Source organism: Pontibacter korlensis, assembly GCF_000973725.1.
Classification (GTDB): domain Bacteria; phylum Bacteroidota; class Bacteroidia; order Cytophagales; family Hymenobacteraceae; genus Pontibacter; species Pontibacter korlensis.
Map to the genome: position 1 here is coordinate 1,511,070 of NZ_CP009621.1, position 17,543 is coordinate 1,528,612.

Here is a 17,543-nt window from a genome sequence, read left to right on the forward strand (position 1 = left end):
CATTCACCTCCGTCAGCGTTTGCTACAGTCACTCATCAACCAAAATCATGGCAATAACTTCTACAGTCAATGCATAATAAAGAAGCCTAGCCCGTGAAATAGTAAATGCCGGGGCTTTAGTAAAGCAGAAAAAACTCTAATCAAGAACGACACAAAACTAGTGTACATCCGCTACCCACAAATAGCAAGAGGATCTTTTCTGCAGGCTCTACATCCACAATATTAGAAAGCCTGCACGGTAGTCTTAGCACCCATCGCCTTCAAACACCACATAAAAACGAAGTAAGACTGTAGCGAAAAGTAAACATCAATATCGTGAAAGCACAGTCTTCGATGACCTGTAGCAACTCCAGAAATCTCTGTCTCTATCTCAAAAGCGCTGGCTGCGTAAAAGCGTAGCTATGATACTTGTGTAAGTCTAGCAGCAAAAGTAACAAGTAAAACTAAGGGCTTCATAGGTCACAAAACCTACCGGAAAAAGAGATGCAGGGAAGATAAAAAACAGGCTTGGGAAATTTTTTTTCGTAATCCACAACAATGTGGTAAACCATGTGGAAAAGGGTGGGTAAGCACAGGGATAACTTACACACCCAAAAATTACACACCAAAAAAGGCATTACACAGAGGGTAAAAAGTGGATACTGGTGTATAATTATCCTTACACACAGGGCTTTTCCACGTTTGTGCTTCCCGTGGATAAAGAAATACACATAAAGGGGTAATTAGTGGAAAACACAGCTAAACTTCTGATACAAAAAGAAATAATATTAACATAAAGAAGAGGAGAGTGGTGAAAAACCTTCGGACAGTAAACAAGTTATCAGCAGTACACAAACCTGAGTAAAGTTTTCAACTTATAAACAGCCCTAAAAACAAAAGAAGATTCTTTTTAAGAAATCATTTTATAAAAGTTATTAGGTGTCGTAAAGTGTGGAAAGCTCGGGAAACAGACCTGTGAAGCGCAAAACCGGGCTTACACAAGGCAAGTACACAAGAAGAAAATCTGTATATTTAAAACGCAGAACGAGAAGAGCTCCACCCAACAAAATAAACTATGCTACTGAATATAGATCTCACACTACCCTTTGAGGAGCCGGTGCTAATATTTACACTGGTGCTTCTGGTCATACTGGTTGTGCCATATATCCTCAATAAAGTAAGGGTACCAGGAATAGTGGGGCTGATAGTGGCAGGAGTAATTTTGGGACCAAATGGATTGCACATCCTGAACAGAGATGCCAGTATCGTACTGTTCGGAACAGTAGGTCTGCTGTACATCATGTTCCAGGCAGGACTTGAGATCGACATGATAGATTTCAAGCGGTACAAAATGCGCAGTATCATATTTGGAACATTAACTTTCGCAATACCCATAACGGTAGGTACATTAGTATTTTTATACTTACACGACTACCACATAAAGCCAGCCATACTATTGGCAAGTATGTTTGCTCCACATACGCTGCTAGCTTATCCTATCGTAAGCAGGCTTGGCCTTAGCAAAAACGAAGCAGTGACCTTGACCATAGGAGGGACACTGATAACTGATACTGCTGTACTCTTTGTTCTGGCTATCATCATCAACTCAACACAAGGGGATACTGGTGCAGCCTTCTGGATATTCATGATCGTGGAGATGATCATCTTTGTGGCGCTGGTATTATGGTTGTTCCCGAAGATAGCATCGTACATGTTCAAGCAGCTGGAAGGCGAAAAGGGAGCGCAATACATCTTCGTACTGACAGTAGTTTTTGCTGCAGCATTCCTTTCCGAAGTGGCTGGTATGGAAGCCATAATCGGAGCGTTCCTTGCAGGCTTGGCACTGAATCCACTTATTCCTCATACATCAGCGCTCATGAACAGGATAGAGTTCGTAGGGAATAATATCTTCATTCCGTTCTTCCTGATAAGTACAGGTATGCTGGTTGACCTGAAAGTGCTGTTCACAGACACCAATGCCATACTGATAGCAGGCACCATAGTCATACTAGCACCTCTCACCAAATACGCAGCAGCATACATCACACAAAAGATATTTAAGTTTAGTGTACTGCAGCGAAACCTGATATTTGGACTGAGTAGCGCACATGCCGCAGCTACACTGGCTGTAGTACTGGCTGGCTATGACATAGGCCTTATTGGGGAGAGTGCCCTGAATGGGGCGGTAGTACTCATACTGGTTTCAAGTATGGTAAGCTCTTTCTCTACAGAAAAGGTAGGAAGGACACTGGCTATATTGGAGAGCAGAAGAAAGCCAGACATCAGCCAGAAACCAGACAGGATACTAGTACCTATAGGCAATCCTAAAACTATTGAAAGCCTGATCGACATAGCTATCATGCTGAAGAACCCTGCACATCGGGAGCCAATATATCCATTAGCAGTGGTGATAGATAATGAGCATGCGGAGGAGGAGATATTTAAAAAGAATAAGATGCTGCAGGAGGCCATAACCCATGCCTCCGCCACAGATAATGATGTGCAGCTGGTTTCGAAAATAGATGTGAATGTAGCCAGCGGCATACTCAGAGCAATAAAGGAACTGATGATAACGGAGGTTATATTGGGATGGAACGCCAAAATAACCACGCGCGACAGGATCTTCGGTAGCGTACTTGATAGCATGCTCGACAATACAGACGAGATGATCCTGGTATGCAAGATTATTCAGCCGCTGAATACAACAAACCGGATAGTGGTGATAGTACCTACAAACGCGGAACTTGAAAGAGGCTTTATACGATGGATCAGGAGCGTTAAGCTATTGTCGCAACAACTGGGTGCCCCAGTAGTGTTCCGTGGCCGTAAGCGTACCTTGAACAAGATAAGAGCAGCAGTACAGGAGAGTAAGCCAACCATAGAAGCAGAGTACAGCCCGTACAAAAACCTTAATGAGTTTGCGACCATGAAATCAGAACTGAAAAAAGATGACATGGTGATCGTGATTTCAGCGAGAAAAAGAACTGTGTCTTACAACAGCAACCTGGATTACGTGCCAAGGGTTCTATCCAGAGACTATAAGGACAACAGCTTTATCGTACTATACCCTGAACAGTATCCGGTATACCAATCGGTGCCACTAAAGGGAGTACCAGTTGCACATGGAAGAGAAGGGCAAGAAGGCGAAGTTTAATTACGAGCTCGACTTCGGGAACATAAACTTTAGAGAGCAGCCAAGCTTGTATCGCGTAGGCAAAGGAGAGCAGGGGGTGCTGTTGGTGGAGCCATATAAGTCAGAGATACTGCCGCATTGGCGGTTTAAAACACCGGAAGTAGCCACAGAGTCATCCGAGAAAATCTATAGTTTATTTCTACAGTACCTGGAGCAAAACGACTTTATAGGAGCGGATATGGCCCGCAAATTTCTGCAAATGGGCTATACCCGCAGTAGGAGATACGCAAATCATAAGTCAGGAAAAAAGTATAAAGGACCAGTGCCGGAAGATAAAAAAGGGCAGAGTGGAGCACACGGCAGGCAACAGTTGCCTGTAGATCCTGATCCAGTAAAAGCCGCTTCAGCAGCCATATTCAAGGAAAAGTGGGACTTGGCAAAACAGAACCCAGAGTATATCAGGCAGATGGAGATCTTCGAAAAGAAGTATGAATAGCCAAATCAAAGGAAAAAGTAAAACCTAAGAAAAGGTAAAAAACGTATCTTTGCACATATAAAAAATCACTATTGAACATGATCAATAAAGACATCAGGTTGGGCAAAGGGCTTGGTAAGATCAAGTTTGGCCTGACAATGGACGAGGTAGAGGAACTGATAGGGGAGCCAGAAGAAGTTGAGGAATCTGATGAAGAAGATGAGTTTGAGCACCAAGCCTGGAACTACTGGGAAGAAGGCTACTCTCTATACTTCGACAAAGAAGATGACTACCGCCTTAGCTGCATTGAAACAGCCAACCGCGAAGTGCAGATTTTCGGGGAGCGCGTTTTTGAAATGAGCCGAGAGCAGATCCTGCAGCTTTTCGCTGACCACGACATCTCCAACCCGGAAGAAGAGGAAGCCGAAACAGGCGAGACTCGTATCTCTTTCGAAAAGGAGATGATCGACCTGTACTTCGACGAAGATCAGCTGATCGCAGTTAACTTCGGAGTATTCATTAACGATGACCTGGAAGTAGTTTGGCCTGAGAAATAGGAGCTAGATAAACTATATCTTGAAGTATAAGACCGACCCTGGCTGTAATAAGTCAGGGTTTTTTCTTGTCTAAAAACAAAGCAAGTACTGAAGGGAAAGCTGTGGATAAGAAAACAGTAAAGCCTGCAGGAGTAGTAGAAAGGCCTATATTCGTAAGAATATAAACGAAAAAATACACAATGGAGTGTAACAAAAAAGCCCGACATTTCTGCCGGGCTTTTTTGTTATCAATGTAAAGAGTCTTATTTGAAGAAGAAGTTAATCAGCTCTTCCTGAATAACAGGGTTGATGGCAACAGCCAGTATAATTGAGATGACCAGACCAATTGTAACAGAAAGAATGTCCTTACCAATCAGGTTGAAGGTCTTAGCAAACTTTACAGATGAATCATGGGCGCGTAAGCGCATACCAAGCTCACGACCGGCAAGCAAACCAACAAACACCCATGTAGTACTCATCGGGATGTTGTTTACTTCCTTGAAGTAGTAAAGGATGATAGAGTATACCAAGTCAATGATGGTGGCGCTTCGTACATCACGTACCTCAGACTTCTCGTTGATGATACCTTGTATCTTGTCTCCTTTCTGGTAGAACAAGAAGCCAAGGCCCAGGAAGATAAACAGAGCAAAGGCAGAGAACTCAACTACATCAAGCTGTCGGGGCAGGTACACAGCTACGTTAGCCAAATCCTGCGCCAACCAAGTATGCCACAGGAAGCCACTAATTACCCACTGTGCTACAGTCCAAGCACCATGTGCCTCACCTTTCACCAGCTTCTTGATCACCTTAGTTAGCACCAGGTAAATGATTAAGGCAGCAACAAAAGCAGCAACATAACCCATTAAACTTTTGCTCACCATACTTACGATAGCACCGGAGCTAACTGTAAACACGCTCAAAAGCATGAACGTAGTTGAAACAGGTATGCGCAGGCGTGTTAAAAGCAACAGGATAATAGGAGCTGCAAGCTGCAGGTACACAAAGTTGTCTATCGTCTGGTCGAATCCTTTGGATGCTAAGCGTTGGTAGGTAACATCACCATTAAAAACATACCAGCTGTAGAATACAGTACCCAGGAAGATGGAACCCATAAAGAGCCATTGCCAGTACCATTTTTTATCCTCGTTGGATACGATGAACGTACCAATTGTTTGGATACTATCGTTAGCGATAGCCGAGTAGCCGGCAAAGGCAAAGCCTACCCACATAGCAATAGAAGCATAAGGATAAACCACACCGGCTAGAATAAGAGCAAACGCAATAAAGTAAAGGAATTTTTTCTCCTTGCGGATGACAATATCAAGAGCACTATAGCGCCTTCTGAACTTGTAAGGCTTGATAGGGGCTACATGCTTTTTTCCTTTTTTGACTTTGGCCATTAGTTAAAAATATAGAAAAGTATAAAAAACGGTGCAAAGGTACTTTAAAGCAAAGTTATGATTCTAGGTCTAATGTTAAGAAATTGTTAATACAAACCATGTAATTGCAAGAGCATAGCTGTAGCAACGAAAGCGATGAAAAATTGAAGAACAAAAGGCCTGCTGAAACCTGCAAACATAAAATCTGTACCTGTAGCGTAGCAAAATCAAGCACTAAAAAGCTATATTTGCGACATGGCGACTCAAGAAAAAACACCTGTAGAAAACGCTCAGTTGAAAGACATTATCTCACATGCGAAAGAGTATGGTTTCATATTCCCGTCGAGTGAGATATATGATGGCCTGCAAGCCGTGTACGACTACGGCCAAATGGGCGTGGAGCTGAAAAATAACATCAAGAACCTGTGGTGGAAAAGTATGACACAGCTGAACCAGAACGTAGTAGGTCTGGATGCTGCCATCTTTATGCACCCACTGGTTTGGAAGGCCTCTGGCCACGTGGATAGCTTTAACGATCCGATGATAGATAACAAGGATTCGAAGAAGCGCTACCGTGCCGATGTGATGATAGAAGAAAAAGCTGCTCAGTATGAAAATGAGGGCGACGTAGAAAGAGCGAAAGCTTTAACTGCTGAGATGGGACGCTTATTAGAGGCAGAAGATCTTAATGGCGTGCGTGAGCTGATTATACGTGAAGACATCAAATGCCCTGTATCAGGTACTGCCAACTGGACAGAGGTACGTCAGTTTAACCTGATGTTCTCCACACAGGTTGGTTCTGTGGCTGAAGATGCCAGCACTATTTACCTGCGCCCTGAAACAGCACAGGGTATTTTTGTGAACTTCCTTAATGTGCAAAAGACAGGCCGAATGAAGGTGCCTTTCGGTATTGCACAAATTGGTAAGGCCTTCCGTAACGAGATTGTAGCACGTCAGTTCATCTTCCGTATGCGCGAGTTTGAACAAATGGAGATGCAATTCTTTGTGCGCCCTGGCACTGAAATGGAGTGGTATGAGAAATGGAGAGACACACGCCGCAAGTGGCACGAGGCTATTGGTGTGCCAACCGACAAGCTACGCTTCCACGACCACGATAAGCTGGCGCATTATGCAAATGCTGCCCTTGATATTGAGTTCGAATTCCCGTTTGGTTTCAAAGAGGTAGAAGGCATCCACTCCCGCACTGACTTTGACCTGACGCAGCACCAGGAGCTGAGCCGCAAAAAGCTTCAGTACTTTGATAACGACCTGAACGAGGAGGGCAAGCCGTACGGAAACTATGTTCCTTATGTAATCGAAACATCCGTAGGTGCTGACCGACTGTTCCTGATGGTACTGTGCAGCGCTTATACTGAAGAAGAAATCACAGAAGGAGACAGCACGAAGAGCCGAACTTTCCTGAAGTTGCATCCAGCATTGGCTCCTGTTAAGGCTGCTATACTTCCGCTAACGAAAAAAGACGGCTTGCCAGAGAAAGCTACCGAGATCTTCGATTCTCTGAAGTATGACTTCAACATGATCTACGAAGAGCGCGATAGCATTGGCAAGCGTTATACACGCCAGGACCTGATTGGTACACCATTCTGTATAGCAGTGGACCACCAGACACTGGAAGACAATACTGTTACCGTGCGTGACAGAGATACACGTGAGCAAGTGCGCATGCCAATCAGTGAGCTACATAGTTACATTAACAAAGCAGTTAGCTACAGAAGCATTTTTGAGCAACTAGCATAAGTATAGATATCGAATTAGCAGGAGAGGCAGCTCGGTTTACCCGTGGCTGCCTCTTTTTTTATTCCCTGTAAAAAATGCAGCCTTTCTAACAATCACCTTAAAGCATAAGCTTTTCAGAAGCTAAGTTTTAAACCGGCTTTCTACCGAACAGTTTTTCGTCTCTCAACCATATCAGTTCATACTGATTGTCGGTAGCTACATCAGAAAACCCATAGAAAATTTGAGCAGGCATCGAACTTCTAACATTGCTCTACAGAGTACATCTAGACGGCATTAGGATAACCTATCAACACAGTAGTTTTTGCAGGATTACCAAGCCCCAAGTTTTAGTTTGATATAATAAAAGCCGAAACAGCCTTCTATTATTGACATCTTCAATACACCAAAATGGAGGGAAACTTCTTTAAGTGCATAAATTATGTTAAGTATTATAGCGTAACTTTTGTTGATAAATCACCTCCACCACTTGTGTAAAACAAATGGGCACGGGAAAAGTACAAGATTTAAAAAAGCTAATAATCAGTGCAATTGAGCTGAAGGTAAGCATGATTTGAATATGTTAATGCACAAGAGTTATGGTGGTTTACTAACTTAAACAGGCAGTATGCCAAAACGTACAAAGCCTACTGTAGATTTGCCGTACATACAAGCAGAACCAAACTAGAATAGTCATGTCCAAATCAGATAACAACGAGCATAGTTTGAAAGAAGAGAACCCTTGCTGGAAAGGCTATGAACCAGTAGGCACAAAGGAGAAAGACGGCAAAACAGTGCCTAACTGTGTGCCAAAGAATGATTCCTCCAGTGGTTCCTCCTCATCCTCAAATAAGAAAAGCTAAAAGAAATTAGATACAGCACCTAAAGCCCCGGCTCTGGCTGGGGTTCTTTTGTTTTATACACACTCAATGGAAGGATTACCGGCTGATTACCTGCGGCGTGCGCAAAAAAAACGTACCTTTGCCGAATTGTAGCCGGATCATGTGGAATAAGATTGCCATTTTTATTATAAAGAACAGGCTGAGACTGATAATTCTCTTAGCCGTGCTTACTGCGTTTATGGCTTATAAGGCCAAAGATGCAGAAATGTCTTACGATTTTGCCAACGTCGTTTCAGAAGACGACGTGGACATGCAGTACTTCCAGCGCTTTAAGAAAACCTTTGGCGAAGATGGGAACGTGCTGGTGGTAGGCATGCAGGACAGCAAAGTATACAAGCTTCAGAACTTTAAGGAGCTGAAGACTCTGTCGGAGGAACTAAGCAAAGTAGAGGGGGTGAAGGCCGTGATCTCGTTGCCAAACCTGGTGCAGGTGGTAAAAAACACCGGTGAACGGAAGTTCACCACAGCTGCCATCTTCTCACCAGCTCCAGAAACACAGCCGCAACTTGATAGTATGCTGCAGGTGGTACGCAACCAGGGCTTCTACGATGGGCAGATCATAAACGACAAAACCGGAGCTACATTACTGGCCATAACAGTAGAACCAACTTACCTCAACTCCGCTCGACGTGTAGAGGTGATGGAAAACATCACAGCGCACACAGATGCTTTCTCTAAGAATACAGGCATAAAACTGCACTATGCAGGACTACCATTTGTGCGTGCCGTAATGACAACAAAGGTAGCCGCAGAGATGAAAATGTTCCTGCTGCTGGCTTTGCTTGTAACGGGTGTTACGCTCTTCATATTCTTCCGCTCCTTCTATGCCGTTATCTTTCCGCTTTTAGTAATTAGTGTAGTGGTGGTATGGGTGCTGGGAACGCTCTCGCTACTTGGCTTTAAAATATCCCTGCTAACAGGACTTATACCTGCCATCCTGGTGGTGATTGGTATACCTAACTCTACTTATCTGCTCACGCGTTATCACTACGATTACCGCAAGCACGGCAACAAGATAATGGCCTTAGCCCGCGTGATCAGCAAGATTGGCGTGGTAAACCTTGTAACGAACACCACCACGGCTATCGGTTTTATTGTGTTCACGTTTACGCATGTAGCCATACTGTATGAGTTTGGTGTGGTAGCCGGTATCAACATCTTTGTTACCTTCATCATAAGCCTGGTGCTGATACCTGCGGTGTTCTCTTACCTGCCGCCGCCTAGCCCGCGTCAGCTCCGCCACCTCGATGCAAAGCCGCTAAACAAGCTGCTTGAGTTCTTCGACTACATTGTGCACCGCAAGCGCCACCTGGTATATTTCTTTACGATCTTAGCAGTAGGCGTATCGCTGTTGGGAATTTACAAGGTGAAGACGGTATCCTATATGGTGGATGACCTGCCGGAGGAAAGCAGTGTGAACGCAGATTTGGCTTTCTTCGAGAATCACTTTAATGGAGTAATGCCGCTAGAGGTGATAGTAGATACAGGAGTGAAGCAGGGAGTGATGCGCTTGCCAAACCTGAACAAGCTGAACAGGCTGGAAGATTTCCTACGCACGCAACCTATACTTTCAGCACCCATCTCTGTAGTGGGACTGGTGAAAACTGCTACGCAGGCCTTCTATGGTGGAGATCCTAGTTCTTACCGCCTGCCAGACAACACCGAACGCAACTTCATCTTCAGCTACTTGGCCAAACAGAATGATGGAGCTAACCAGAAGCTGCTTCGGTCTTTTGTAGACAGCACAGGTCAGCGGGCACGTATCTCACTAAAAGTGGCCGATGTGGGTTCTCGACAGCTGGATACACTTATCATCAGTAAGATAAAGCCAGAGCTGCGCGAAATATATGGAGGCGAGGGTGTAACGGAAACTGAAGATGGCAACACTATCACCTTTAAACGCGACGACTCCGGAAGCCAAACCACCGTAAGCCTTACCGGAACAACACTCCTGTTCATCAAAGGAAACGAGTACCTTATCAACAACCTGCGCTCCAGCCTTATACTTGCATTCGTGTTGGTAACAATTGTGATTGCATTGTTGTTTAAGTCAGCAAGGGTAGTGATAATATCACTGATACCGAACATGATACCACTGCTGATTGCAGGTGGCCTGATGGGGTTTTTCAACATCCCGCTAAAGCCGAGCACAGCGCTGATCTTTAGTATAGCCCTGGGTATAGCCATCGATGACTCCATTCACTTTCTGGCTAAGTACAGGAGCGAACTGCTCTCGAATGGCTTTAACGTGAGCCGGGCCATCACCACCAGTTTAACCGAGGCAGGTACCAGTATGGTGTATACTTCAGTTATCCTGTTCTTTGGTTTTGTGATCTTTGCCTTCTCCGAGTTTGGCGGTACGAAAGCACTGGGAGTGCTGATGTCGGTGAGTTTACTGATTGCATTATTCACAAACCTGATTATATTGCCAACTTTGCTGATGAGCTTCGATAGCGGCAAGTTTGAGCGTGATCCTTACGCCCTGATAGAGCACTACGATGAGTTTTACCTGGAGCATGAGGACGAGGAGCTCGACCTGAATCAGCTAAAGTTGAAAGTTGAAGAATTAACTCTTGAGGAAGATAAAAAACCTGTAAACGGTGAAGTACAACGAGTATAAGAATCTGAATTACGCCAAAGTAGGCGAAGATGTGCTTTCCTTTTGGAAGCAGAACAACATCTTTGAGAAATCGGTAGCCACACGTGAGGGCAAAACACCTTTCGTGTTCTACGAAGGCCCACCATCTGCCAACGGTACACCGGGCATTCACCACGTAATGGCCCGTGCTGTAAAAGACATTTTTTGCCGCTATAAAACCCTGAAAGGTTTTCAGGTAAACCGCAAAGGCGGCTGGGACACCCATGGCCTTCCGGTAGAGCTGCAGGTAGAGAAAGAGCTGGGCATTACTAAAGAAGATATCGGTAAGAAGATAACGGTAGAGGAGTATAACCAGCGCTGCCGCGAAACGGTAATGCGTTTCAAGAACCAATGGGATACCCTAACAGAGCAAATGGGCTACTGGGTAGACCTGAACAACCCGTATATCACTTTCGAGAATGAGTACATCGAGTCTTGCTGGGCACTGCTGAAGCGCCTTTACGACAAGGGGTATTTATATAAAGGCTATACAATACAACCTTTCTCTCCTGCTGCAGGTACAGGCCTTAGCTCACACGAGCTGAACCAGCCAGGCTGCTACAAAATGGTGAAAGATACTACCATTGTGGCGCAGTTCGAGGTGAAGAAGATTACCCGTAACATGTTCCTGTTCGAAGACGAAGAGGAGAATGTATACTTCTTGGCTTGGACAACGACGCCTTGGACACTGCCTGCCAACACAGGACTTGCCGTAGGTAAGAACATAAAGTATGTGAAGGTGAAATCCTTCAACCCATATACGTACGAGCCGATCTCAGTTATACTTGCTAAGGATCTGGTGAGTCGCTATTTCAACCCGAAAGCTGCTGACTTGGCGCTGGCTGATTACAAGGCAGGCGATAAGCTGGTTCCTTATAAAGTGGTAGAGGAGTTTACTGGTACTGACCTGAATGGCGTGGAGTATCACCAGCTGATGCCATACGTGCAGCCAGACAAGCCAGCTTTCCGTGTGATCATCGGTGATTATGTAACTACAGAGGATGGTACTGGTATCGTGCATATTTCGCCAACCTTTGGTGCAGATGACGCCCGTGTAGCCGCTCAAAATGATATCCCGGCACTGCTGGTAATGGACGAGAATGGTAAGCCATCTCCGATCGTAGACAGACAAGGTAGATTTGTGAAGGAGATCACCGACTTTGCTGGCATGTATGTAAAGAACTATGCCAAGGAAGACGAGTCTGCTGCCGAGTACAAGCCTACTGATGTAAAGATCGCCATCAAGCTAAAAGAAGAAGGCAAGGCATTCAAAGTAGAGAAGTACGAGCACACTTATCCGCATTGTTGGAGAACAGATATGCCGGTGCTGTACTACCCGCTGGATAGCTGGTTCATCAAAACCACAGCTGTTAAAGACCGCCTGATCGAGCTGAACAAAACCATCAACTGGAAACCAGAGTCAACTGGTACAGGTCGTTTTGGTAACTGGCTGGAGAACCTGGTGGACTGGAACCTGTCACGCTCCCGTTACTGGGGCACCCCACTGCCTATCTGGAGAACTGAAGACGGCGAGGAAGAAATCTGCATCGGCTCTATCGCGCAGCTGAACGACGAGATTGCCAGAGCGGTGGACGCTGGTTTGATGGATACTTCTGTAGAGGTGAAAGACCTGCACCGCCCGTATGTGGACAACATCGTGCTGGTAAGCAAGTCTGGAAAGCCAATGTACAGAGAGACAGACCTTATCGACGTGTGGTTTGACTCTGGTGCTATGCCTTATGCACAATGGCACTACCCATTGGAGAACGAGAATATCTTTGATAAAAACTTTCCAGCAGATTTTATTGCTGAAGGTGTTGACCAAACACGCGGCTGGTTCTTTACGCTACACGCATTGGCTGTAATGCTGGAGGATAACGTGGCTTACAAAAACGTAATCGCCAACGGTCTGGTGCTGGATAAGAACGGCAATAAGATGAGCAAGCGCCTAGGCAATGCCATAGATCCGTTCGAGATGATTGGTAACTATGGCCCGGATGCCGTGCGCTGGTATATGATCTCCAATGCGCCACCGTGGGACAACCTGAAGTTTAACCCGGATGGCGTGGTAGAGACGCAGCGCCGTTTCTTTGGCACACTGCAGAACACATACTCGTTCTTCGCACTCTATGCTAACCTTGACAACTTTACGTACTCAGAGGCTGATGTGCCAATGGCGCAACGTACCGAGTCAGACCGCTGGATCATCTCAAAGCTGAACACGCTGGTGCAGGACGTAGATACGTACTACGAAGACTACGATCCAACCCGTGCTGCCCGTGCCATCCAGGATTTTGTGGTGGACGACCTGAGTAATTGGTACGTGCGCCTGAACCGTAAGCGTTTCTGGAAAGGTGAGTATAACACAGATAAGATTGCCGCTTACCAGACATTGTATACTTGCTTGGAGACAATTGCTGTTCTGGCTGCTCCGGTGGCACCGTTCTATACAGAGCAATTGTACCGCGACCTGAACAACGTAAGCAACAAGCATACAGTAGAGTCGGTACACTTAGCATATTATCCGGAGGTAAATCAAGAGAATATCGATACGGATCTGGAGGAGCGCATGCAACTGGCGCAAACTGTTTCTTCTTTGGTGCACTCGCTGCGTAAGAAAGAAATGATTAAAGTACGCCAGCCACTGCAGCGTATCCTGATACCGGTACTGAACTCGAAAATGAAGCAGCAGATTGAGGCTGTGGCTGATTTGATCCTGAGTGAGGTGAACGTGAAGGCTATCGAATACATCGATGATACTTCTGGCATCCTGGTGAAGAAGATTAAGCCTAACTTCAAAAAGTTAGGTCAGGTGTTCGGTCCAAAGATGAAGCTGGTAGCAGCTGCTGTACAGCAAATGGATCAGGCAGATATCGCTACACTGGAGCGCGAAGGTGGCTTTAAGATCATGCTTTCAGAGGATGAGTCAGCAGTACTGACGCCGGACGATGTGGAGATCTCTTCTGAGGACATCCCGGGTTGGCTGGTAGCCAGCGAAGGCAGATTAACTGTAGCCTTGGATATTACCATCACAGAGGAGCTGAAGCAGGAGGGTATTGCCCGCGACCTGGTAAATCGTATCCAGAACTTGCGTAAGGACTCTAACCTAGAGGTTCAGGACAAGATCCACATCGCCATGCAGCAATCAGTGCCAGAGGTAAACGAGGCTGTTAAAAACTACAGCGACTATATATGTGCTGAAACACAAGCCCTGACGCTGGACCTGGTAGTGGAGCTGGCAAGCGCCACCATACTGGATATTGATGATTACAAGGTGTCAATCCAAATTCAGACAGAAGAAAGAGCGACTATCTAAATCAACAGAGCACCAGGAAACTAAAAGGTATTCTGGTGCTCTTATATTTTCAAGAAGTCTGTTATGGCGGCCAACATTGTAAAGTGCCAGCTGCTTAAATTTTAGATATGAAATACGGAAAATACTACCTGGCTGCTCTTGCCGTGATTCTTGTAGATCAGGCTGTAAAGCTGATCGTGCATTACAACATGGAAATGGGAATGCCAGGGGAGATTCATCTAATTGGCGATTGGCTGAAACTGCATTACACTCTTAACCCTGGGATGGCCTTTGGTGTGGAGCTAGGCTCTGAGTATGGCAAGCTTATACTTACGCTGTTCCGCTTGGTAGCCATGTTTGGTATTGGCTATTACCTGTATTACCTCGTTAAGAATAAGGCTCCTAAAGGTCTTATCTGGTGCATCTCGCTGATACTTGGCGGCGCTATAGGTAACCTGATAGACAGTACCTTTTACGGTGTATGGTTTGACAACGCTCCCTATGGCTCTTCTACACCATGGTTTCATGGGCAGGTAATAGATATGTTCTATGTGGACATATGGGAAGGTATCGTGCCGAACTGGGTTCCGATTCTTGGTGGTAAACCAATGTCGCTGTGGCCTATCTTCAATGTAGCCGACTCTGCCATCTTTGTAGGTGTATTGCTGATCCTTTTCAACCAGAAGCGCTTCTTCGGAGAGCACCATGAAGAGCAAAAGCAAAAGCCAGTAGAGCAGCAAGGGCTGTAATCATAAGTATAAATTCAAAACAAAAAGGCTGCTCCTGAATTGGAGCAGCCTTTTTGTTTTGAATACAATGTGGGTTACTACGAAGCTATACTACTTCATACTCCAGACGGTCGGAGGAGCTGTGTATGCCACGAGAATTATAAAACTCCTCTCTCTTTCAGCGCTTCCTTCAGCGCTTCGGGCGAAGTAAAATGAATAGAATCTATTCCAAGTTGTTCTGCCGCTTTTACGTTCCGCAGGTTATCATCTATAAAAACAGCTTCGGAAGGATGCACATCATACCTGCTTAGTAACGTGTGGTAGAAACTGCTAAATGGCTTCCTGTCTTTTTCGGTGCCTGATACTACTATTCCATCGAACCAGTTCAGGAAATCAAACTGTTCCTGTGCAATCGGGAAAGTTTCTGCAGACCAGTTTGTGAGGGCGTAGAGGTTGTACTTGCCGCTTTCTTTTAACTCCCGCAAAATATCGACAGTACCCTCTATGGCTCCTCCCAACATTTCATGCCAGCGGCCATAAAAAGCCTCTATTCTTTCCTGGTGCTCCGGATGCCTTGCTACCAGTAGTTCTGTGGCCTCCTGTAACGGACGTCCGGCATCCTGCTCCTCATTCCATTCCGGGGTGCAAATGTTCTCCAGGAAGTGCAGCATTTCTTCTTCTTCATCGAAGATCTTTCGGTACAGGTAGTGCGGGTTCCAATCAATCAGCACAGCACCCAAGTCGAAAATGATGAATTTAATCATAGCTTAAATAAGAGGTGTTTTTCTAAGTTATGTGGTTTGGATATGTATTTCAAAATGTTTATTCTAAAAACGTAACTGGTACAAAAGCCTTGTAACTAAAAAGCTTTATTTTCACCAAAGAACAAACCCACTCTTGCGTTGACTTTACTAAAACCCATACTTCAGGTAATAAACCTAAACTCTGTTTTCTCAACACTCCATAGCATCACAAAAGCTGTAGACAAGGTAAGCTTTGAAGTCTACGCTGGCGAAACAGTTGCCATAGTAGGAGAGTCCGGCTCCGGAAAGTCTGTAACGGCACTATCTCTAATGCGGTTGCTCGATACAACCCCAGGACAAATCGCAACAGGGCAGGTGGTGTTCCAGTCAAAAAAGTATGGAGAAGTAGACTTATTGCAGCTGCCGGAGAAGCAAATGCAGCACATCCGTGGCAACGAGATCAGCATGGTTTTTCAGGAACCTATGTCCTCACTTAACCCCGTTTACACCTGTGGAAAACAAGTGACAGAGGCATTGCTGATACATAATACTCTAACAAAAAAACAGGCCAAAGAACGAACTATACAGCTTTTTGAAAAGGCAAGGCTGTCACATCCTGAAAGAATTTTTGATGCTTATCCACATGAAGTTTCAGGAGGGCAGAAGCAGCGCGTTATGATTGCTATGGCCTTGGCCTGCGAGCCAAGTATACTTATTGCCGATGAGCCTACTACGGCTTTGGATGTAACGGTGCAGGCACGCGTGCTGCGGCTGGTAGACGAGCTGCGGATAAAGGAGAATACGGCAGTGCTCTTCATTACCCACGATCTAGGCGTGGTAGCCGAGATAGCTGACCGCATCCTAGTGATGTATAAAGGAAAGATAGTGGAGCAAGGTAAGGTGATAGATATCTTTACCAATCCGCAGCACCCCTATACCAAGGGTTTGCTAGCCTGCCGCCCAAAGCTTACAGCGAAGAAGCAGACTATACTTCCTACTGTATCTGACTTTATGTTTGAGGATGAGCAAGGAAACATACTCGAGAGAAAGGCGCAGATACTGGAGCCCTCGCTGGAGGATGTAGTAAGTAATTATGTAGGTACTGTTCGTAATATAAAACACCAACAGGAAAACAAGCAGAAGCCTTTGCTGCTACAAGTTGAAAACTTGAAGGTACACTTTCCGATAAAGAAAGGATTCTTTGGCCGCACTACTGGTTTAGTTAAGGCTGTAGATGACGTAAGCTTTGAGGTAAGGCCAGGCGAAACGATAGGTTTGGTAGGTGAGTCTGGCTGTGGCAAAACAACCTTAGGGCGTGCGCTGTTGCGGCTAATAGAACCAACGGAAGGAAGCATAACTTTTGATGGACAGAATGTAGTGCAATTAACCCCTGAAGAATTGCGCAATAGCCGTCGCAATATTCAGATGATCTTCCAGGATCATTATACGTCGCTTAACCCAATGCATACTGTAAGTGAGGTTATTGTGGAGCCAATGCAAGTGCATAACTTCTACAGTTCCGATAAAGAACGACATGGAAAATCTTTGGAACTGATTGAGAAAGTGGGGCTTACGAAAGATTATTTGCATCGTTATCCACATGAGCTGTCAGGCGGGCAGCGGCAGCGTGTAAGTATAGCCCGGGCGTTAGCCCTGCGGCCCAAATGTATCATATGCGATGAGTCTGTGTCAGCGTTGGATGTATCGGTGCAGGCGCAGGTGCTTAACCTGCTTAACAGGCTAAAGCAGGAGTTTCATATCACCTACATCTTTATTACCCACGATCTTTCTGTAGCAAAATATATGTCGGACCGTATACTTGTAATGAATAGGGGTAAGATCGTTGAGACTGGTACACCAGAGCAGATTTTCCGTCAACCGCAAGAGGAGTATACGCGTAATCTAATCAGTGCAATCCCGAAGGGCGAGCCGGAAGACATTATAACCGCACAACAAAAGCGCAAGGCCATCAAGGCAGGGTTAGAATAAGACAGCTTCCTC

The 17,543-nt window shown here is 45.4% G+C and carries 11 protein-coding genes; 9 read left to right on the forward strand and 2 right to left on the reverse strand.

The window, feature by feature from the left end:
* Nucleotides 1-1,054: 1,054 nt before the first annotated feature.
* The 3 genes from PKOR_RS06370 (at nt 1,055) to PKOR_RS06380 (ending at nt 4,144) form a co-directional block, all read left to right on the forward strand.
* Nucleotides 1,055-3,133, forward strand: a complete 2,079-nt coding sequence (locus PKOR_RS06370) for a cation:proton antiporter (protein ID WP_046309783.1) — start codon at nt 1,055-1,057, stop codon at nt 3,131-3,133.
* Nucleotides 3,102-3,608: a DUF4385 domain-containing protein gene (locus PKOR_RS06375; protein WP_046309785.1), complete on the forward strand. Its 507-nt coding sequence runs from the start codon at nt 3,102-3,104 to the stop codon at nt 3,606-3,608. Before PKOR_RS06370 ends, PKOR_RS06375 begins: the two co-directional genes overlap by 32 nt.
* 77 nt (nt 3,609-3,685) lie before the next feature.
* Complete coding sequence (locus tag PKOR_RS06380) at nt 3,686-4,144, forward strand: hypothetical protein (protein ID WP_046309786.1); 459 nt, start codon at nt 3,686-3,688, stop codon at nt 4,142-4,144.
* Between the two features lie 242 nt (nt 4,145-4,386).
* On the opposite strand, the gene PKOR_RS06385 is transcribed toward PKOR_RS06380, so the two are convergent.
* A complete protein-coding gene (locus PKOR_RS06385; RefSeq protein ID WP_046309787.1) occupies nt 4,387-5,523 on the reverse strand; it encodes a hypothetical protein in 1,137 nt (378 codons plus the stop codon).
* Between the two features lie 234 nt (nt 5,524-5,757).
* Between PKOR_RS06385 and PKOR_RS06390 the strand changes: the two genes are divergently transcribed.
* The 5 genes from PKOR_RS06390 (at nt 5,758) to PKOR_RS06405 (ending at nt 14,820) form a co-directional block, all read left to right on the forward strand.
* The gene (locus tag PKOR_RS06390; protein ID WP_046309788.1) at nt 5,758-7,260 is read left to right on the forward strand and encodes a glycine--tRNA ligase; all 1,503 of its coding nucleotides are present in this window, start codon (nt 5,758-5,760) and stop codon (nt 7,258-7,260) included.
* Between the two features lie 671 nt (nt 7,261-7,931).
* Nucleotides 7,932-8,099, forward strand: a complete 168-nt coding sequence (locus PKOR_RS25005; protein ID WP_158453747.1) for a hypothetical protein — start codon at nt 7,932-7,934, stop codon at nt 8,097-8,099.
* A gap of 139 nt (nt 8,100-8,238) precedes the next feature.
* On the forward strand, nt 8,239-10,758 hold the full coding sequence (locus PKOR_RS06395; RefSeq protein ID WP_046309789.1) for an efflux RND transporter permease subunit: 2,520 nt from the start codon (nt 8,239-8,241) through the stop codon (nt 10,756-10,758).
* On the forward strand, nt 10,739-14,092 hold the full coding sequence (ileS, locus tag PKOR_RS06400) for an isoleucine--tRNA ligase (RefSeq protein ID WP_046309790.1): 3,354 nt from the start codon (nt 10,739-10,741) through the stop codon (nt 14,090-14,092). Before PKOR_RS06395 ends, ileS begins: the two co-directional genes overlap by 20 nt.
* A gap of 107 nt (nt 14,093-14,199) precedes the next feature.
* A complete protein-coding gene (locus tag PKOR_RS06405) occupies nt 14,200-14,820 on the forward strand; it encodes a lipoprotein signal peptidase (protein ID WP_046309792.1) in 621 nt (206 codons plus the stop codon).
* 137 nt (nt 14,821-14,957) lie between these two features.
* Here PKOR_RS06405 and PKOR_RS06410 read toward each other — a convergent pair whose 3' ends face one another.
* A complete protein-coding gene (locus tag PKOR_RS06410; protein WP_046309793.1) occupies nt 14,958-15,563 on the reverse strand; it encodes an HAD family hydrolase in 606 nt (201 codons plus the stop codon).
* A gap of 138 nt (nt 15,564-15,701) precedes the next feature.
* On the opposite strand from PKOR_RS06410, the gene PKOR_RS06415 reads away from it, so the two are divergent.
* The gene (locus PKOR_RS06415; protein WP_046309795.1) at nt 15,702-17,531 is read left to right on the forward strand and encodes an ABC transporter ATP-binding protein; all 1,830 of its coding nucleotides are present in this window, start codon (nt 15,702-15,704) and stop codon (nt 17,529-17,531) included.
* Nucleotides 17,532-17,543 lie beyond the last annotated feature (12 nt).